The sequence below is a fragment of the Pseudomonas sp. PDM21 genome, from assembly GCF_014852505.2.
In the GTDB taxonomy this organism is placed as follows: domain Bacteria; phylum Pseudomonadota; class Gammaproteobacteria; order Pseudomonadales; family Pseudomonadaceae; genus Pseudomonas.
Genome location: NZ_CM181223.1, coordinates 5880860 through 5899205, shown reverse-complemented (window position 1 = coordinate 5899205; position 18346 = coordinate 5880860). Strand labels below are relative to the sequence as shown.

General features: G+C 65.4%; 20 protein-coding genes. 10 read left to right on the top strand and 10 right to left on the bottom strand.

The window, feature by feature from the left end; genetic code table 11:
• Positions 1–48 precede the first annotated feature (48 nt).
• From IB275_RS27290 to IB275_RS27260, 7 genes are all read left to right on the top strand, one after another.
• Positions 49–1182 (top strand): branched-chain amino acid ABC transporter substrate-binding protein, encoded by a 1134-nt coding sequence (locus IB275_RS27290; RefSeq protein ID WP_192292918.1) that lies wholly within the window; start codon positions 49–51, stop codon positions 1180–1182.
• A gap of 220 nt (positions 1183–1402) precedes the next feature.
• Positions 1403–2317 (top strand): ABC transporter permease subunit, encoded by a 915-nt coding sequence (locus IB275_RS27285; protein ID WP_081515564.1) that lies wholly within the window; start codon positions 1403–1405, stop codon positions 2315–2317.
• 2 nt (positions 2318–2319) lie between these two features.
• Positions 2320–3624, top strand: coding sequence for a high-affinity branched-chain amino acid ABC transporter permease LivM (gene livM / locus IB275_RS27280; protein ID WP_405307243.1), 1305 nt, complete (start codon positions 2320–2322; stop codon positions 3622–3624).
• Entirely contained in the window at positions 3621–4496 is an 876-nt protein-coding gene (locus IB275_RS27275) for an ABC transporter ATP-binding protein (RefSeq protein WP_138524199.1), read from the top strand. The genes livM and IB275_RS27275 overlap by 4 nt, the downstream gene beginning before the upstream one ends.
• On the top strand, positions 4493–5209 hold the full coding sequence (locus tag IB275_RS27270) for an ABC transporter ATP-binding protein (RefSeq protein ID WP_192225246.1): 717 nt from the start codon (positions 4493–4495) through the stop codon (positions 5207–5209). The genes IB275_RS27275 and IB275_RS27270 overlap by 4 nt, the downstream gene beginning before the upstream one ends.
• A 206-nt stretch (positions 5210–5415) precedes the next feature.
• Entirely contained in the window at positions 5416–6345 is a 930-nt protein-coding gene (gene lhpI / locus IB275_RS27265; RefSeq protein ID WP_192292916.1) for a bifunctional Delta(1)-pyrroline-2-carboxylate/Delta(1)-piperideine-2-carboxylate reductase, read from the top strand.
• Between the two features lie 511 nt (positions 6346–6856).
• The gene (locus tag IB275_RS27260; protein ID WP_045216306.1) at positions 6857–7621 is read left to right on the top strand and encodes an SDR family oxidoreductase; all 765 of its coding nucleotides are present in this window, start codon (positions 6857–6859) and stop codon (positions 7619–7621) included.
• 264 nt (positions 7622–7885) lie between these two features.
• On the opposite strand, the gene IB275_RS27255 is transcribed toward IB275_RS27260, so the two are convergent.
• From IB275_RS27255 to IB275_RS27235, 5 genes are all read right to left on the bottom strand, one after another.
• Positions 7886–8458, bottom strand: coding sequence for a HupE/UreJ family protein (locus IB275_RS27255; protein ID WP_192292914.1), 573 nt, complete (start codon positions 8456–8458; stop codon positions 7886–7888).
• A 73-nt stretch (positions 8459–8531) separates the two neighbouring features.
• Positions 8532–9146 (bottom strand): urease accessory protein UreG, encoded by a 615-nt coding sequence (gene ureG / locus IB275_RS27250; RefSeq protein ID WP_045216312.1) that lies wholly within the window; start codon positions 9144–9146, stop codon positions 8532–8534.
• A 10-nt stretch (positions 9147–9156) separates the two neighbouring features.
• Positions 9157–9825, bottom strand: coding sequence for an urease accessory protein UreF (locus IB275_RS27245; protein WP_192292912.1), 669 nt, complete (start codon positions 9823–9825; stop codon positions 9157–9159).
• Positions 9822–10322, bottom strand: coding sequence for an urease accessory protein UreE (gene ureE / locus IB275_RS27240; RefSeq protein WP_192292911.1), 501 nt, complete (start codon positions 10320–10322; stop codon positions 9822–9824). Before ureE ends, IB275_RS27245 begins: the two co-directional genes overlap by 4 nt.
• 219 nt (positions 10323–10541) lie before the next feature.
• The gene (locus IB275_RS27235) at positions 10542–11177 is read right to left on the bottom strand and encodes a TetR family transcriptional regulator (protein ID WP_081515573.1); all 636 of its coding nucleotides are present in this window, start codon (positions 11175–11177) and stop codon (positions 10542–10544) included.
• Positions 11178–11331: 154 nt separating this feature from the next.
• On the opposite strand from IB275_RS27235, the gene IB275_RS27230 reads away from it, so the two are divergent.
• Complete coding sequence (locus tag IB275_RS27230) at positions 11332–12432, top strand: flavin reductase family protein (RefSeq protein ID WP_192292909.1); 1101 nt, start codon at positions 11332–11334, stop codon at positions 12430–12432.
• Between the two features lie 17 nt (positions 12433–12449).
• A complete protein-coding gene (locus tag IB275_RS27225; RefSeq protein ID WP_192292907.1) occupies positions 12450–13526 on the top strand; it encodes a fatty acid desaturase family protein in 1077 nt (358 codons plus the stop codon).
• A gap of 6 nt (positions 13527–13532) precedes the next feature.
• Here the strand turns inward: IB275_RS27225 and IB275_RS27220 are convergent, their stop codons facing one another.
• Both IB275_RS27220 and IB275_RS27215 read right to left on the bottom strand, forming a co-directional pair.
• Positions 13533–13748, bottom strand: coding sequence for a hypothetical protein (locus IB275_RS27220; protein WP_192225251.1), 216 nt, complete (start codon positions 13746–13748; stop codon positions 13533–13535).
• 112 nt (positions 13749–13860) lie between these two features.
• The gene (locus IB275_RS27215) at positions 13861–14103 is read right to left on the bottom strand and encodes a DUF6868 family protein (RefSeq protein ID WP_192292905.1); all 243 of its coding nucleotides are present in this window, start codon (positions 14101–14103) and stop codon (positions 13861–13863) included.
• Between the two features lie 219 nt (positions 14104–14322).
• Here IB275_RS27215 and IB275_RS27210 point away from each other — a divergent pair, with 219 nt between their 5' ends.
• Positions 14323–15633 (top strand): MFS transporter, encoded by a 1311-nt coding sequence (locus tag IB275_RS27210; RefSeq protein ID WP_045216334.1) that lies wholly within the window; start codon positions 14323–14325, stop codon positions 15631–15633.
• Between the two features lie 81 nt (positions 15634–15714).
• Here the strand turns inward: IB275_RS27210 and IB275_RS27205 are convergent, their stop codons facing one another.
• The 3 genes from IB275_RS27205 to IB275_RS27195 all read right to left on the bottom strand — a co-directional run bounded on the left by IB275_RS27205 (position 15715) and on the right by IB275_RS27195 (position 18134).
• Positions 15715–16221 carry a phage infection protein gene (locus IB275_RS27205; RefSeq protein WP_192292903.1) on the bottom strand — a complete coding sequence of 169 codons (507 nt, stop codon included), beginning with the start codon at positions 16219–16221 and terminating at the stop codon, positions 15715–15717.
• Positions 16222–16552: 331 nt separating this feature from the next.
• Positions 16553–17266, bottom strand: coding sequence for a hypothetical protein (locus tag IB275_RS27200; RefSeq protein WP_192292901.1), 714 nt, complete (start codon positions 17264–17266; stop codon positions 16553–16555).
• 334 nt (positions 17267–17600) lie between these two features.
• Entirely contained in the window at positions 17601–18134 is a 534-nt protein-coding gene (locus IB275_RS27195; RefSeq protein WP_192292899.1) for a ferritin-like domain-containing protein, read from the bottom strand.
• Positions 18135–18346: the final 212 nt, after the last annotated feature.

Genomic DNA, 18346 nt, shown 5'->3' with positions numbered 1-18346 from the left:
ACAAGAAATACAACGCGCCATTACAAAAACCCTCAGGAGCAAAACTCCATGTCGCAGAAGATTTTCAGAAAAGGCTTTCTGGCTCTGGCGGTAACCACCGCACTGGGCGTGTCTTCCGTAGTACAGGCCGATGTCGTTATCGGGGTCGCGGGTCCGCATACCGGGGCGAACGCCTCGTTCGGTGAACAGTACTGGCGCGGCGCCAATATGGCCGCCGACGCAATCAACGCCGCCGGTGGCGTCAACGGGGAAAAGATCAAGCTGGTGAAGGCCGACGACGCCTGTGAGCCGAAGCAGGCCGTGGCCGTTGCCAACCGTCTGGTTGACCAGGACAAGGCCGTGGGTGTCGTCGGCCACTTCTGTTCCTCCAACACCATTCCCGCCTCCGAGGTCTATGACGAGGCCGGCCTCATCACCATCACCCCCGGCTCGACCAACCCGAAAGTCACCGAGCGTGGCCTTGCCGGCATGTTCCGCATGTGCGGACGCGACGATCAGCAGGGCGTGGTCGCCGGCAACTACATCGTCAACGTGCTGAAGGCCAAGAAAGTCGCGGTTATCCACGACAAGGACACCTATGGCCAGGGCCTTGCGGACGCGACCAAAGCGCAGCTGAACAAGCTGGGCGTCACCGAAGTGCTCTACGAGGGTCTGACCCGCGGTGAGAAGGACTTCAATGCCCTGGTCACCAAGATTCGTTCCTCGGGCGCGGAAGTGGTGTTCTTCGGCGGCCTGCACCCGGAGGCCGGTCCGCTGGTCCGGCAGATGCGCGAGCAGGGCCTGACCACCGTGTTCTTCTCCGACGACGGCATCGTCACCGACGAACTGGTCACCACCGCCGGCGGCCCGCAGTACACCAAGGGTGTGCTGATGACCTTCGGCGCCGACCCGCGCCTGATTCCCGAAGGCAAGGCCGTGGTGGACAAGTTCCGCGCCAGCGGCTTCGAGCCCGAAGGCTACACCCTGTACGCCTACGCCTCGGTTCAGGCACTGGCCGCCGCCTTCAACGGCGCTGGCAAGAACGATCCCCAGGCGGCCAGCAAATGGCTGCACACCCACCCGGTCGACACCGTCATGGGCAAGAAGGAGTGGGATGATAAGGGCGACCTGAAGGTCTCCGACTATGTCGTCTACCAGTGGGACGACAAGGGCAAGTACCACCAGTTGGAGAAACAGAAGTAAGGGGCCGGCTCCTGTCGAGGCTCCCGAGCTTCACCGGCCAGGCCCGCCTGGCCGGTGAAGCGGTGCCCCGCGCAGCGATTGCGCACCCCGTGCGATCTGCCGGCGCCGCCACGAGCGGTGCCGGTATCCCCGCAGGTCGGCGCTTGCCCGGCGACGGTCACGAGCCGTTCAGCCCGCTTGCCGCCAGCCTTCCCTGCCCTGTCTGTGTGAGTACCCAATCGTGGACGGTATTTTCCTCCAGCAAATGATCAACGGGCTGACCCTGGGGTCGGTCTACGGCCTGATCGCCATCGGCTACACGATGGTCTACGGCATCATCGGCATGATCAACTTCGCCCATGGCGAGGTGTACATGATCTCCGCCTACCTCTCCGCTGTCGGCCTGGCACTGCTGGCCTTCTTCGGGTTGCAGTCGTTCCCGCTGCTGATCCTCGGCACGCTGGTCTTCACCATCTTCGTCACCGGCGTCTATGGCTGGGTGATCGAGCGCATCGCCTACAAGCCGCTGCGCAACTCCACGCGCCTGGCTCCGCTGATCTCCGCCATCGGCATGTCGCTGATCCTGCAGAACTACGTGCAACTGGCCCAGGGCCCGCGCCAGCAAGGCGTGCCGACCCTGCTCGACGGCGCCTTCAAGTTCCACATCGGCGAAGGCTTCGTGCAGCTGACCTACACCAAGGTGTTCATCCTCATCGCCGCCTTCGTCGGCATGGCGGTGCTGACCTACGTGATCCAGTACACCAAGCTCGGGCGCATGTGCCGCGCCACCCAGCAGGACCGCAAGATGGCCTCGATCCTGGGGATCAACACCGACCGGGTGATCTCCTACGTGTTCATCATCGGCGCCGCCATGGCCGCGCTGGCCGGCGTGCTGATCACCATGAACTACGGCACCTTCGACTTCTACGCGGGCTTCATCATCGGCATCAAGGCGTTCACCGCCGCCGTGCTCGGCGGCATCGGCTCGCTGCCCGGTGCGATGCTCGGCGGGCTGATCCTGGGCGTGGCCGAGGCGCAGTTCTCGGGCATGGTGAATACCGACTTCAAGGACGTGTTCGCCTTCGGCCTGCTGGTGACCATCCTGATCTTCCGGCCGCAAGGGCTCCTGGGTCGTCCCCAGGTGTCGAAGGTGTAAGCATGATGTCCGCCTCCCAGACTTCAGCCGCGCCCAAGACTGCGCGCATCGATATCAAGAAGAGCCTGGTCGACACCGTGCTCGCCGGTCTCATTGCCCTGATCGTCTTCGGCCCCATCGTCGGCATCGTGCTCGACGGCTACAGCTTCAAGCTCGAACCGGTGCGCCTCGCCTGGATGATCGGCGCGGTGATGCTCGGCCGCCTGCTGCTCAGCCTGTACCTGCAGACCCCGGCCGGCAGCCGCATCATGGACCGCTTCGAAAGCTCCGACTCGGGCATCAGCGTCCTGCCGCCGGGCTACAAGACGCGCCTGCGCTGGATAGTCCCGCTGGTGATCCTCGCCGCGGTGATCTTCCCGTTCTTCGCCAGCAAGTACCTGCTCACCGTGATCATCCTCGGGCTGATCTATGTGCTGCTGGGCCTGGGCCTGAACATCGTGGTCGGCCTCGCCGGCCTGCTCGACCTCGGCTACGTGGCCTTCTACGCCATCGGCGCCTATGGCCTCGCGCTGGGCTACCAGTACCTGGGCCTGGGCTTCTGGACGGTGCTGCCGCTGGCGGCCATCGTCGCCGCGCTGGCGGGGGCGCTACTGGGCTTCCCGGTGTTGCGGATGCACGGTGACTACCTGGCCATCGTGACCCTGGGCTTCGGCGAGATCATCCGCCTGATCCTCAACAACTGGCTGTCCTTCACCGGCGGCCCGAACGGCATGCCGGTGCCGTCGCCGACCTTCTTCGGCCTCGAGTTCGGGCGCCGGGCGAAAGAGGGCGGCACGCCGATCCACGAGTTCCTCGGCATCGATTACAACCAGAACTTCAAGTTCCTGTTCATCTACGTGGTGCTCTTCCTGGTGGTGCTGCTGGTGCTCTACATCAAGCACCGGCTGACCCGCATGCCGGTCGGCCGCGCCTGGGAAGCGCTGCGCGAGGACGAGATCGCCTGCCGCGCCATGGGCCTGAACCACGTGCTGGTGAAGCTCTCGGCGTTCATGCTCGGCGCCTCCACCGCAGGCCTGGCCGGGGTGTTCTTCGCCAGCTACCAGGGCTTCGTCAACCCGTCGTCGTTCACCTTCTTCGAGTCCGCGCTGATCCTCGCTATCGTGGTGCTGGGCGGCATGGGCTCGACGGTGGGAGTGGTGATCGCCGCCTTCGTCCTCACTGTGGCGCCGGAACTGCTGCGCAGCTTCGCCGATTACCGCGTGCTGCTGTTCGGTATCCTCATGGTGCTGATGATGATCTGGCGTCCGCGCGGGCTGATCCGCATCAGCCGCTCGGGCTTCGCCGTCCGCAAGGGGGTGGCGCCATGAGCGGTGACAAGATCCTCAGCGTCGAGCACCTGATGATGCACTTCGGCGGCATCAAGGCGCTCAACGACGTCAACCTCGACGTGGAGCGCGGCTCCATCACCGCGTTGATCGGCCCCAACGGCGCCGGCAAGACCACCGTGTTCAACTGCCTTACCGGCTTCTACAAGGCCACCGGCGGCAACATCCTGCTCAACACCCAGGGCGGCACCACCGACGTCATCAAGGTGCTCGGCCAGCCGTTCCAGGGCGGCGATTTCGTCAACCCGGCGCAGTTTGGTAACCGCCTTTACTACAAGATGTTCGGCGGCACCCACCTGGTGAACCGTGCCGGGCTGGCGCGCACCTTCCAGAACATCCGGCTGTTCCGCGAGATGTCAGTGGTGGAGAACCTGCTGGTGGCCCAGCACATGTTCGTCAACCGCAACCTCATCGCCGGCGTGCTCAACACCCCCGGCTACCGCCGCGCGGAAAGCGAGGCGCTGGACCACGCCTTCTACTGGCTGGAAGTGGTGGACCTGGTGGACTGCGCTAACCGCCTGGCCGGCGAGATGTCCTACGGGCAGCAGCGCCGCCTGGAGATCGCCCGCGCCATGTGCACCCGGCCCGAGCTGATCTGCCTCGACGAACCCGCCGCCGGCCTGAACCCGGCCGAAACCCAGGCGCTGGCGCGCATCGTGCGCTACCTGCGCGACCACCACGGCATCACCGTGCTGCTGATCGAACACGACATGGGCATGGTGATGAACATCTCCGACCACATCATCGTGCTCGACCACGGTGTGGTCATCGCCCGTGGCGCGCCGGACGAGATCCGCCACAACGAGAAAGTGATCGCCGCCTATCTCGGCGCAGACGAAGAGGAGCTGGCATGACGGCGCCGATGTTGGAATTCCGTGAGGTCGATGTGTTCTACGGGCCGATCCAGGCGCTGAAGAAAGTCTCGCTGACCGTCAACGAAGGGGAAACCGTGGCGCTGATCGGCGCCAACGGCGCAGGCAAGTCGACGCTGCTGATGTCGATCTTCGGCCAGCCGCGCGCAGCCGGCGGCGCGATCCTCTACAAGGGCCAGGACATCCGCCACAAGTCCGCGCACTACGTGGCCTCCAACGGCATCGCGCAGTCGCCGGAAGGGCGACGGGTGTTCCCCGACATGACGGTGGAGGAGAACCTGCTGATGGGCACCATTCCCGTCGGCATGGACCACGCCCAGGAGGACATGCAGCGCATGTTCGACCTCTTCCCGCGCCTGAAGGAGCGGCGCAACCAGCGCGCCATGACCATGTCCGGCGGCGAGCAGCAGATGCTCGCCATCGCCCGCGCGCTGATGAGCCGGCCCAAGCTGCTGCTGCTCGACGAACCCTCGCTGGGCCTCGCGCCCATCGTGGTCAAGCAGATCTTCCAGACCCTGCGCGAGCTGGCCAAGAGCGGGATGACGCTGTTCCTTGTGGAGCAGAACGCCAACCACGCGCTGAAGCTGTCCGACCGTGGCTACGTGATGGTCAACGGCGAGATCCGCCTGAGCGGCACCGGCGCCGAGCTGCTGGGTAACCAGGAGGTTCGCAACGCGTATCTGGGTGGGCACTGACGCGCCGCTGAGAATGGCGTCGGGTTCGCTCCTGATCGACAAGGGAGCGCTGCTCGCCTTCCGCCCTCTCCCTAACCCTCTCCCTGAAGGGAGAGGGGACCGTTCGGTGCAGGCTGAAACCGTGATGTCAGCCGGCACGGATAGCTCCCTCTCCCTTCAGGGAGAGGGCGGGGGAGAGGGGCTCTCAATTTGCGTACGAGGTCTCCATGCACGACCTTAAGTTCCTCACCAACGCCGACGTCGCCGCACGCCTGAGTTATCCCCAGTTGATCGAAGCCCTGCGCATCGGCCTCGCCGGACCCTGCGAAGCCCCGGTTCGCGGCTGCCATGAATTGCCCGGCAACGCCTCGCTGCTGACCATGCCGGTGTGGCGGCCGGGGCAGGACATCGGCGTGAAGCTGGTCACCGTGTTCCCCGGCAACGGCGCGAAGAACCTGCCAGCCGTGGCCGCGCTGTTCTGCCTGTTCGACGGCGAGACGGGGCACCCGCTGGCGATGCTCGAAGCCTCGGAAATGACCGCCCGGCGCACTGCCTGCACCTCTGCGCTGGCCGCCGATTACCTGGTGCGCCGCGATGCCCGCCGGCTGCTGGTGGTCGGCAGCGGCACCCTGGCGCCGCACATGGTCCGCGCCCACTGTTCGGTGCGCGAATACGAGGACGTCGCCGTCTGGGGCCGACACGAAGACAAGGTGCATGCGCTGGTGAAGCAGCTGCAGGACGAAGGCTATCCCGTCCATGCCTGCGTCGATCTGCGCGGCGGCGTGGCGGCGGCGGACTGCATCAGCTGTGTCACCACCTCGCGCGAACCCATCGTCCATGGCGCCTGGCTGCGCTCGGGCTGCCACCTCGACCTGGTCGGCGCCTTCCTGCCGTCCATGCGCGAGACCGACAGCGAAGCCGTGCGCCGTGCGCGCATCGTGGTCGATACCCGCGAAGGCGCGCTGGAAGAGGCGGGCGACCTGCTGATCCCGATAAGCGAAGGCGTAATCGACGAGAGCGCGATCCTTTGCCAGTTGGCCGACCTCCTGCGCGGTCGCGGCGCACGCCAGGACGACAGCGAGATCACCCTGTTCAAGTCCGTGGGTTATGCACTGGAAGACCTGATCGCCGCGCGCCTGCTGCTGTCGGTGAATTAATCCAGTAAATCTGTGGGCCGGCCTGTGGATAACGTCTGGGAGAACCTCGCCAGGCCCCGTGGCCGCAGGCGCCGCTCGAGGCGGTCGTTTTCTGTTCGATCACCCCGCAACCCCTGTATGGATGGACAGGTACGGCTTCGCGGAAAAGTTCCGCAGCTCCGATAGTTGTCCCCGCCAGCCGTTGAAAGACTTGTGGATAACCTTGGGAAGAACTTCTCCAGCGCAGCGGTGGCGCGGCCTGCGGCGGGGCGCTTGAAAAACGTCCAGGAGGAAATCGGCGTTCAGCTTGCCCACAGAATCCGTGGAACAGCCTGTGGACAAGGTGGGCGCAACCTGCGGCAGGCCAGTGGCGGTGGGGCTTTCAAGCGGCTGTTCGGGTTTTATCCAGTGCGGCTGTAACGCAACGCGGCGGGTTCGGGCTGTTATGCTCGGCCGACCGACAAGAACGCGCACCGTACGATTCCCCGGCATGTATCGGCGACGGCAGTGCCCAGCATGAGGATTTTCAGTGATGACCACTCCCACTCTGTTCATTACCGGCGCCACCTCCGGCTTCGGCGAAGCCTGCGCGCGGCGTTTCGCCCGTGACGGCTGGTCGCTGGTGATCACCGGCCGTCGCGAGGAGCGCCTGAATGCGCTGGCCCAGGAGCTTTCCGCCGAGACCGACGTGCTGCCGCTGGTGCTCGACGTGCGCGACCGCGCGGCGATGACCGCCGCCGTGGACAGCCTGCCGGAGAAGTTCGCCAAGCTGCGTGGCCTGATCAACAACGCCGGCCTCGCCCTGGGTACCGACCCGGCGCAGAACTGCGAGCTGGATGACTGGGACACCATGGTGGACACCAACATCAAGGGCCTGATGTACGCCACCCGCCTGCTGCTGCCGCGCCTGATCGCCCATGGCCCGGGCGCGAGCATCCTCAACCTGGGTTCGGTGGCCGGCCACTGGCCCTATCCGGGCGGTCACGTGTATGGCGCGACCAAGGCCTTCGTCGAGCAGTTCTCGCTGAACCTGCGTTGCGACCTGCAGGGCACCGGCGTGCGCGTCACCAACCTCGAGCCGGGCATGTGCGAGAGCGAGTTCTCCCTGGTGCGCTTCGGCGGTGACCAGGCGAAGTACGACAAGACCTACGCGGGCGCCGAGCCGATCCAGTCCGCGGACATTGCCGAGACCATCCACTGGATCATGAACCAGCCGCCGCACATCAACATCAACACCCTGGAAATCATGCCGGTGAGCCAGGCGTGGGCAGGGTTTGCGGTGCATCGCAAGGGGTGATGTGCGGTCGGCTAACCGTCGTACTCCGGGGTGTCCGTGCCGGGACTTCTCCCTCACCCCAGCCCTCTCCCAGAGGGAGAGGGGGCCGTCCGAGCCGGCTGACATCGAGGCTTCATCCTGCACCAAACTGCCTTCTCTCCCTCTGGGAGAGGAGCCGTCCGTACCGGCTGACGCCGAGGCTTCAACTCGCGCCGAACGATCCCCTCTCCCGCTTGCGGGAGAGGGTTAGGGTGAGGGGCTGTTGATCTTGTAGAAACGAGCAGGTCAGCCCGCGAGCAGCCAGGCACCGGCACCCGCCGAAGCCAGCCCGGCGAAACGCACCAGCGGTGCGGCAGCCTGCGGCAGCAGGCGAACGATCCCGTAACCCGCCGCATGCAGCGCCGCAGTCGCGCCGACGAAGCCGGCGGCGTACAGCCACGGGCTGCTCAGCTCCGGCAGTTCCAGCCCGTGGGCCACGCCATGGGCGAGGGCGAACAGGGCGGTCGCGCCCATCGCCAGGAACAGCGGCGGACGCACCGCCAGTGCAACGCACAGGCCCAGCGCCAGCACGGAAGCGGCGATGCCGGTCTCCATGAACGGCATCTCCAGCCCCTCGAAGCCCAGCAGCCCGCCGATCAGCATGGTTACGACGAAGGTGCACGGCAGTGCCAGCCGCGCCGCACCTTTCTGCTGCGCGGCCCAGAGCCCGACGGCAAACATTGCCAGCAGGTGGTCGAGGCCGGTGAGGGGATGGGTGATGCCGGCAATCAGGCCGTGGTCGCCGTGGCCTGGATGAGCGAAGGCCACGGCCGGGGTGAGGAACAGCGCCAGGCTGTAGAAGGCTTTGCGCAGCTGCATGGAAAACTCCCTGGTTCTTGTGATGGAGCGTCTGGTCATGGAACGGCCGGCATCCGCGGCCGCGGAGAAGGCATCAGGCTGCGCTCAGCAGGCCCTGGCGTTCGATGAAGGTGATGATCTCGGCCAGGCCCTGGCCGGTCTTCTGGTTGCTGAAGACGAAGGGCTTGTCGCCGCGCATGCGCGAGGCGTCCTGGTCCATCACTTCCAGCGAGGCGCCCACCAGCGGGGCGAGGTCGATCTTGTTGATCACCAGCAGGTCGGACTTGCAGATGCCCGGCCCGCCCTTGCGCGGGATCTTGTCGCCAGCGGAGACGTCGATCACGTAGAGGGTCAGGTCCGACAGCTCGGGGCTGAAGGTGGCCGAGAGGTTGTCGCCGCCGGATTCCACCAGGATCAGGTCGAGGCCGGGGAAGCGGCGGTTGAGCTGGTCCACGGCCTCGAGGTTGATCGAGGCGTCCTCGCGGATCGCCGTGTGCGGGCAGCCGCCGGTTTCCACGCCGATGATCCGCTCCGGCTCCAGCGCCTCGTTGCGCACCAGGAACTGCGCGTCCTCCTGGGTGTAGATGTCGTTGGTGACCACAGCGATGTTGTAGCGCTGGCGCAGGGCGCGGCACAGCGCCAGGGTCAGGGCGGTCTTGCCGGAGCCCACCGGGCCGCCGATGCCGACGCGAAGAGGTTGAGAGTTCATGGCAGTTCTCCTAGGAGCGGAACAGACGGCTGTATTGGGTTTCGTGGGTCATGCAGGCCAGCGCGAGGCCGAAGGGCGCGCCGCCGTGGGGATCGTTTTCCAGCGCGGCCCGGCAGGCGGCGTCGAGGTCGGGGAGCAGTTGCGAGGTGAGCTTCTGCGCGGCCATCTGGCCCAGCGGCAGGGTCTTCATCAGCACCGCCAACTGGTTCTCCAGCCAGCTCCACAGCCAGGCGCCGAGTGCCTGCTCCGGGGAGAGCCCCCAGGCGCGGGCGGCCAGGGCCCAGGCGGCGGCGAAGGAGGGCTCGCCTTGCCCTGCAAGCCACTGGCGGGCGGGCTCGTCCAGCTCGGGCAGGGCCTCGAGCAACTGGCCGAGGGAGAAGCCCATCTGCCGGTTCTCCAGGCCCAGCTCACGGGTTTCGCGGCTGGCACGATGACGCTCGGCGGCGTCGCGCAGGGCGTCCCAGTCAGCGACTTGTGCGGCACGCAACAGTTCGGCCAGCAGCGGGCCTTCGAAGCGTGCGAGGTTCAGCTGCAACTGGTCGGCGAGCCAGGTACGGGCACCGTCGGCATCCCCCACCTGGCCCTGGTCGATGGCGCTTTCCAGGCCCTGGGAATAGCTGTAGCCGCCGATGGGCAACTGCGGACTGGCCAGGCGCAACAGCGACCAGATGGCACTCACCGGCGCACTCCGAACTGGTGCAGCTTCGGTGCGTAGTTGAATTCTTCCTCGCCGTGGTGCGAGTGGTGGTGGCCGCCGCCGTAGGCGCCGTGTTCGGGCTGGAAGGGCGCTTCGATGGCCTCCACCGTGGCGCCGAGCTGATCGAGCATGGCCTTGAGCACGTAGTCGTCGAGCAGGCGCAGCCAGCCATCGCCGACCTGCAGGGCGACGTGGCGGTTACCCAGGTGATAGGCCGCGCGGTTGAGCTCGCGGGCGTTGGTGCAGGTGACGTGGAGGAGTTTTTCCGGCGCGGCGCAGACGCGCACCACGCGGCCATCGTTGGCCAGCAGGCACTCGCCATCGGTCAGCGGCGACTGGCCGCGCTCGAGGAACAGGCCGACGTCTTCACCGGTGCTGGTGAAGCAGCGCAGGCGGCTCTTGCTGCGCGCCTCGTAATTCAGGCGCAGCTCGGCGTCCCAGTGTTCGCGGGGTTCGATTCGTTGGTGGATGACCAGCATGGCAGCGTCCGGCAGTAGCAATGGCGGTGCTACAGCAAGGGGCTTGCCAGCGCGGGGCTGCGTCAGCGCTGGCGCGGGCTGCAGCGCTTGTCCGAACGGTCAGCAATGGTGCGTGCGCGCAAGGATGGTGCGCACGAAAACGGTGCGCACCAAGGCGGGGCGCTGCGCAGGGTGCATAACCCGGAACGGGTTATCCGCCTTACGGTTTGCGAAGCCCCGTCAGGGCCGCGAACCGATCCCGGTCCAGTGCTTGGCGCCGATCATGATGAAGCGCAGCTGCTGGGTGATCTTCGCCTGGGGCGAGAGGTGAGTCGGCAGGCTGTCGGCCGGCGGGTCGATCAGCTCGGGCAGGGTGGCGAACACCGTCTTCACCACGAGGTCGGCGATCACGTCGATGTCCTGGGTGGTGAGGTGCGGCAGCTTGTTGAGCAGCGCGAGGTCGGCGGCGAGGTCGTCGGTGATGCGCTGGCGCAGGGCACCCACGGCCTGGCGGATCGGGTGCGAGCCGCCGTACTGCTCGCGGGCGAGGAAGAGGAACTGGGTGCGGTTGGCGGTGACGGCGTCGAGGAAGATGCGCACCGAGGCCTCGATCACGCCGCCAAGCTCGAACTCGTTGCGACGCACCACGCGCAGGGTCTCGCGGAAAGTCTCGTCGACATCGGCGACCAGGGCCAGGCCGAGCTGGTCCATGTCGGTGAAGTGCCGGTAGAAGCCCGCCGGCACGATGCCCGCCGTCTTCGCCACTTCCCGCAGGCTCAGGCTGCCGAAGCCGCGGCCGCTGTCCATCAGGCCGCGCGCGGCATCCATCAGGGCCAGGCGGGTCTGTTGTTTCTGTTCGGCGCGGGGAGTGGCCATACGGCAGTGCTATCCAGGGCAAAGGCGCAGGCACTCTAGCAAATGCCGGTCGGCGCGGGGGAAGTTCCTGTGGAAAATAGTGAACGAGTGTTGACTGAAAACTCCTGCTCGTGAGATTTTAAGTGAACACATGTTTACTGTTCGGTGTTCTCCCATGTCCCTGCTTCCCTTTGCCGGCCTGCGTTTCCTCTCGCCGCTGTTGTCGCCGCTGCGCGCCCTGGTGCGCGGCCAGTGGCTGCGCGAGTCGGATGTCGATGTCGCGTTGCGCGCCTGCAACCGTGGCTGGTCGCTGCGCCGCGTGTTCGCGCGGGTCGAGGCGCGGCAGTGGGTGGCGGACGACATGCTCGAACTGCGCCTGCGCCCCAACGCGCACTGGCGCGGCGCGCGGCCCGGCCAGCACCTGCAACTGTTCGTCGAGCGCGACGGTGTGCGCCACAGCCGCAGCTACAGCCTGACCCGCGTCGCCGAGGACGGCTGCCTGGAGTTCGCCGTGAAGCTGCAGCCGGGCGGGCGGATATCCACCTTCCTGCTGCAGCAGTTGTGCGTCGGTGAAGTGCTGGAGCTGGGCCTGCCGGACGGTGACCTGAGCTGGCCGGCCGATGACCGGGGCGTGTTGCTGCTGGCTGCGGGCAGTGGACTGACACCCTTGCTCGGCCTGCTGCGCGAGGCGCTGGCGCGTGGCTACGGCGGCCCGGTAACGCTGCTGCATTACGTTCGCCAGCGCGGCCAGAAGGCCTTCGTCGATGGACTTCAGGCGCTGGCGCGGCAGTACCCGAATCTCGAACTGCGCTGGGCGCTGAGTGGCGACGCTGCGCTGGACGGCGAGTTGTCCGGGCGCTTCCAGCGCAATCACGTGGCCGACCTGGATGGCCGCCACGTGCTGGCCTGCGGCCCTGGCGGCTTCGTCGAAACGGTACGCCAGGCGCTGGGCGCGAGCAGCCGCAGCCTGCAGGTGGAAAGCTTCAGCCCGCCGGCCTGGGACGAACAAGAGCCGGCAAAGGCCGTGAGCCTGCGCTTCGCCCGTAGCGCGCTGCAGGTGACTGGTGATAGCCGCCGCAGCCTGTTGGAGCAGGCCGAATCCCACGGCCTGCGCCCGGTGCACGGCTGCCGCCAGGGCGTCTGCACCAGTTGCACCTGCACGCTGGTCAGCGGCTGCGTGCGCGACTTGCGCAGCGGCGAGCTGTTCAGCGAACCGGGCCAGCCCATCCGTATCTGCGTCAGCGCGCCCCAGGGCGACCTGACCGTCGATCTCTGATCTTCAGGAGAATGACCATGCGCGAAGATCGCGACCTCAGTGCCGCCGAACTGGCGGCCTTCGGTGACGAGCTGGACGCCCTGCGCCAGCGCACCCTGCATGACCTGGGCGAGAAAGACGCCCGCTACATCCGCCGCATCCGCGCAGCGGTGCGCTTCTGTTGCTGGAGCGGCCGTGTGCTGCTGATGGCCGGCTGGTTCCCGCCGACCTGGCTGCTGGGCACCTTTCTGCTCGGGCTGGGCAAGATCCTGGAGAACATGGAGCTGGGCCATAACGTCATGCATGGCCAGTACGACTGGATGAACGACCCGGAATTCTCCGGGCGCAACTACGAGTGGGACATCGTCGGCCCCGCGGACTTCTGGCGGCACACGCACAACCATGTGCATCACACCTACACCAACGTGCTGGGTATGGACGACGATGTGGGCTACGGCGTGGTGCGGCTGTTCCCCGAGCAGAAGTGGAAGCCGTTCTACCGCTGGCAGCCGCTCTGGGTGACGCTGCAGGCGTTGCTGTTCCAGTACGCCGTGGCGGTGCAGCACCTGCGCCTGGACAAGTACGTGAAGGGACGGATGAGCAAGGAAGAATTGCGCCCGCTGTTGCGCCAGTTCAACGCCAAGGTCGGACGCCAGTGGGTGAAGGACTACCTGGTGTTCCCGCTGCTCGGCCTGTTCACCGGCGCATTCGGCGCGGTGCTGCTGGGCAACGTCATCGCCAATCTGATGCGCAACCTGTGGACCTTCACCGTGATCTTCTGCGGCCACTTCACCGAGAAGGCAGCGGTATTCCCGCCCGAGGTGGTGCAGGACGAGACGCGTGGCCACTGGTACCTGCGCCAGCTGCGCGGGTCGAGCAACCTGGAAGGCGGCCGGCTGTTCCATATCCTCACCGGCAACCTCAGCCACCAGATCGAGCACCACCTCTATCCGGACCTGCCAGCGCGCCGCTATGCGCAGCTGTCGAAGGAGGTGCAGGCGATTGCCGCGCGCTACGGCCAGACCTACAACAGCGGCCGCCTGTCGGCGCAGTTCGCCACGGTGCTCAAGCGCATCTGGATCCATCGCCGACCGACACAGCCGGCGATCGCCTGAGGCAAATCAGGCGCGGCGGGTCAGCGGCGAGGCGATGTCCTCACGCAGGGCGCGCAGGTCGGCGGCGTCCTGGTTGAGGTGGTGGATGGACTTCAGCAGCTTCTGTCGGAGCAGGTCATCCTGGACCTGTTCGACCGCCCGCATGACTTCCAGGGCCGTGGCCTCGTTGTTGGCGGCGACGGCGTCGAGAGTCTTTCGCAGGCTGCGGGTTGCGTGGTGCACGTTGGTGATCTCCTGAAAACTGCGTGCACCCTACGACCCGAGTATTTCCAATAAATTTCAACAAGTTGCTTTCCGATCGACGGTCATGATGTCGCATCGGTGGCAGATCGATTCAGGAAAGCATGCACAGCGCCAGCAGCGGCACCAGGTTGAGCAGCAGGACGCCGATCTTGTAGACGGCCATGCCGCCGTAATGAATCGCGTCGAACCGCTCGACTGGCAGGGCGAACCAGCGCGAATGCAGGCGGTAGACGAAGTCGTGGGCGAGGGTGAAGGCGGCGAACCAGACCAGCAGGACGACGTAGTCGATCAGGGTGCAGTAGAGCAGGAAGGGCTTCAGGTCCAGGAGCGGCATGAGGATTCTCCGGCCACATACTGCATTGGAGTAGCCGCCGGGCGCAGGGTTTCACCGGTTTGCCGGCGGGCGCGCGTCCGATAGCCGGCGCACTGGCCGGCGGCCATAATGCGCACCTGCTGCAAACCATGTGATCTTTGCTGCATGACCGCTGTCCGATGTGCGGACGGCTAACCTTGCCGTAACACCCTCCTTCCTCCTCTGCCTGCCGGACTCGCCATGTTCAGCCCGCTCGTCACGTTTCCCGCGCTCTACACTGCCACGCTGCTGATGCTCGCCGGCTCCGGCCTGTTCACCACCTATATGGGCCTGCGCCTGACCCAGGAAGGCGTCAGCGACCTCTGGGTCGGCGGCCTGATGGCGGCGTACTACTTCGGCCTGGTCTGTGGTGGCAAGTTTGGCCACAAGCTGATCGCCGGCTTCGGCCACATCCGCTCCTACGTCGCCTGCGCCGGCATGGCCACGGTGATCGTGCTGATCCACGCGCTGGTTTCGCAGCTGGAGGTGTGGATCGTTCTGCGCTTCGTGATGGGCGCGGTGATGATGAACCAGTACATGGTGATCGAGAGCTGGCTCAACGAGCAGGCCGAAGGGCACCAGCGCGGCAAGGTGTTCGCCGGCTACATGGTCGCGGTGGACGCTGGCCTGGTCGTTGGCCAGGGCTTGCTGGCGCTGAGCCCGGCGCTGGATTACAAGCCGCTGCTGCTGGTCGCCATGTGCTTCTCGTCGTGCCTGATCCCGCTGGCGCTGACCCGTCGCGTCCACCCGGCCAAGCTGGTGGCGGCGCCGCTGGAGATCGGCTTCTTCTGGAAGCGCGTGCCGCAATCGCTGGGCACCATCTTCGTCGCCGGCCTGATGGTCGGCGCGTTCTACGGCCTGGCGCCGGTGTACGCGGCGCGCAACGGCCTGGACACCGCGCAGTCGAGCTTCTTCGTCGGCATGTGCATCGTCGCCGGCTTCTGCGCGCAGTGGCCGCTGGGCTGGTTATCGGACCGGGTCAACCGCAGCTGGCTGATCCGCGCCAACGCCTTGCTGCTGTGCCTGGCCGCGGTGCCGATGTGGGGGCTGATCGAACTGCCCTATACGCTGCTGCTGGCGAACGGTTTCGTCACCGGCATGCTGCTGTTCACCCTCTATCCGCTGGCGGTGGCGCTGGGCAACGACCACGTCGAGCAATCGCGCCGGGTGGCGCTGTCGGCCATGCTGCTGACCACCTATGGAGTCGGCGCCTGCATCGGCCCGCTGTTCGCCGGCGCGATGATGCGCCACTTCGGGCCGGGCATGTTCTACATGCTGGTCTCGGCCTATGCGCTGATCCTGATCTTCTGGGTGCAGCCCAAGCGCGTTACCGGTGTGCACCGCGTCGACGAGGCGCCGCTGCACCACGTGGCCATGCCCGACACTGTCAGCCCGATGGCGGCCGCGCTGGACCCGCGTGTCGAGGAAGTGCCGGAGGAACTGGTGGTGGAAGCGCCGGCGAGCATTGGTCGCTCCGATGGCGAGCCGGATGCTGGCGAGACGAAGCACTGATCGAATTGCGCTAACGCAGAAATGAGAAAGCCCGGCAGATGCCGGGCTTTTCTTTCGCCTGTCAGGCGTATTTCGTCTGGATCAGGAAACACGCTTGAGGTGGGCATCGAACACGGTGTCACCACCGGACTCGGCGACCATGTTGCTGTGCAGCTTGTCGATGGTGTGCTCGGAGCCGTTCTCGGCTACACGGGCGTCATCCATCTGCTTGTGCAGGCGGTCGATGGTGCGCTCGGAGCCATTGTCGGCAACGCGGGCGTCGTCCATCTGCTTGTGCAGGCGGTCGATGGTGCGTTCGGAGCCGTTGTCGGCAACGCGGGCGTCGTCCATTTGCTTGTGCAGGCGGTCGATGGTGCGTTCGGAGCCGTTGTCGGCAACGCGGGCGTCATCCATCTGCTTGTGCAGGCGGTCGATGGTGCGTTCGGAGCCGTTGTCGGCAACACGGGCTTCAGCGCTCTTCTGCTGCAGTTGGTGTTCGTGTTGCGGGAGAGTGCGCGGGCCGTTGTTGAGGATGGCCGGGGCGGCGAAGACGGCGCTGGCGGACATCAGGGAAGTGAGTGCAAGGCTGAGGGCGATCTGGCGTTTCATGTTGTGTGGCTCCGAAAGGGGGGCGGTATGTTTTGGCTACAGGGTTATTTTCCCTTCGGATAAATCGATTTAAAAACGATGCCGGGTAATACAGAGCATCAGTGTTGTCGATTATTTAGCCGGCTAATTTCTACTATCGCCGTTAATGATGTCGCGACGAAAACCGCTCTAGGGCGGTGTTTTCAGGCGTTATTCAGGAGGTTTCAGGCAAGACGCCGTTACAAATCACGGCTGGCCTGTTATCGATGGCGGGGTTTCGCGGATTTCCAGCGATAAGAAAGCCCGGCGGAGCCGGGCTTTTCTCTCACCTTGCGGTGTACTGCCTTGGGCATCAGGCCTTCAGGTGGGCGTCGAAGACGGTGTCGCCACCGGACTCGGCGACCATGTTGCTGTGCAGCTGGTCGACGGTGTGCTCGGAACCGTTCTCGGCCACGTTCATCTCGCTGTGCAGACGGTCGATGGTTTTGCTCGAGCCGTTTTCAGCCACGCCCAGTTGCTTGTGCAGGCGATCGACAGTCTGGCTGGAGCCGTTCTCGGCGACGTTCATTGCCTGGTGCAGGCGGTCAACCGACTGGCTCGAACCGTTTTCGGCAACGCTCATCTCGCTGTGCAGACGGTCGACGGTTTTGCTCGAACCGTTTTCAGCCACGCCCAATTGCTTGTGCAGGCGGTCAACCGACTGGCTCGAACCGTTTTCGGCAACGCTCATCTCGCTGTGCAGACGGTCGACGGTTTTGCTCGAGCCGTTTTCAGCCACGCCCAGTTGCTTGTGCAGGCGGTCGACGGTCTGGCTGGAGCCGTTCTCGGCCACGTTCATTTTCTGGATCAGGCGATCGACCGACTGGCTGGAGCCGTTTTCGGCGATACGGGCTTTGGCCGCGTCCAGTTGTTTCTGCTGCTGACCCAGGCTGCGTTCGGCGCCTTCCTGAACCAGGATCTGGGTCTGGCTGGCGTTGATGACAGGGGATTCCTGCTGGGAGCCGGCGAAAGCGGCATTGGCAGCAAGTACGGAGAGGGCAAAGCCAAGTACGAGGGTGCGTTTCATGATGCGGCTCCAGAAAGAGTGGGGAGTTCGTTGGACACGGACTCAGTATCTGTTCTGGATTATCGATTGGAAAACGATGCCGAAAGATAGTCGCTATCGATGTCGATGATTGTTGAATAGTATCTTTAAAATCAGATACTTGGTTGTGAAAATTGACTTCTATCAACGCCTTTGATGGGCAATATCGGTGTGATTGGTAGTATCTGATTATTCGATGTATTTGTGGGGCAGATCTGGCTCAACGGCTCTGGGATGCGGGTCTTCGCCGAATGGCAGGGCGCGCAAGCACGAAGCCCGGCCGGAGCCGGGCATCGATGAGGGCGATGGAGAGGGGTTACTTGAGGTCCTGCAGGAGGTCGGCCATGTCGTCGGCGTGCTCTTCCTCCTGGGCGAGGATTTCCTCGAACAGGCGGCGCGTGGTCGGGTCGTCGTCGCCCAGGTAGACGACGATCTCGCGGTAGCTGTCGATGGCGATGCGTTCGGCGACCAGGTTCTCGGTGATCATCTCGCGCAGGTTGGCGCCGGCCACGTATTCGGCGTGGGAGCGCTCGGTCAGCCCGTGGGGGTTGAAGTCCGGCTCGCCGCCCAGCTGCATGATGCGCTCGGCCAGCTGGTCGGCGTGCTGCAGCTCCTGGGTGGCGTGCTCGAGGAATTCGGCGGCAGCCACGCTGGCCTTCAGCCCGGTGGCCATGAAGTAGTGGCGTTTGTAGCGCAGGTAACAGACCAGTTCGGTGGCCAGCGACTCATTGAGCAGACGCAGCACGGTCTTGCGGTCGGCATGGTAGCCCTCGGTCACCGCGCCGTCCTCGATGTTCTGGCGCGCCCTCTGGCGCAGGGTCTGGACGTCGGTCAGTTGTGCCTGGTTCATCAGGTATCTCCTTAACGGCGGGCCGGCGCTGCGATGGCGCGCGGCTTGGTTCGGGTCTCAAGGGTGTGAGTCGCGGGCCGCCTTGAAAGTTTGGTTTTTTTGCCCGGCAACACCGTGGCGCACAATTGCCGCGCAGATTGCGGGAGCCATCACCTCGCTATGCTGGTCCAAGACGACAGGCCAAGGGAGAATGCCGGCCCGGCATGCTCAGG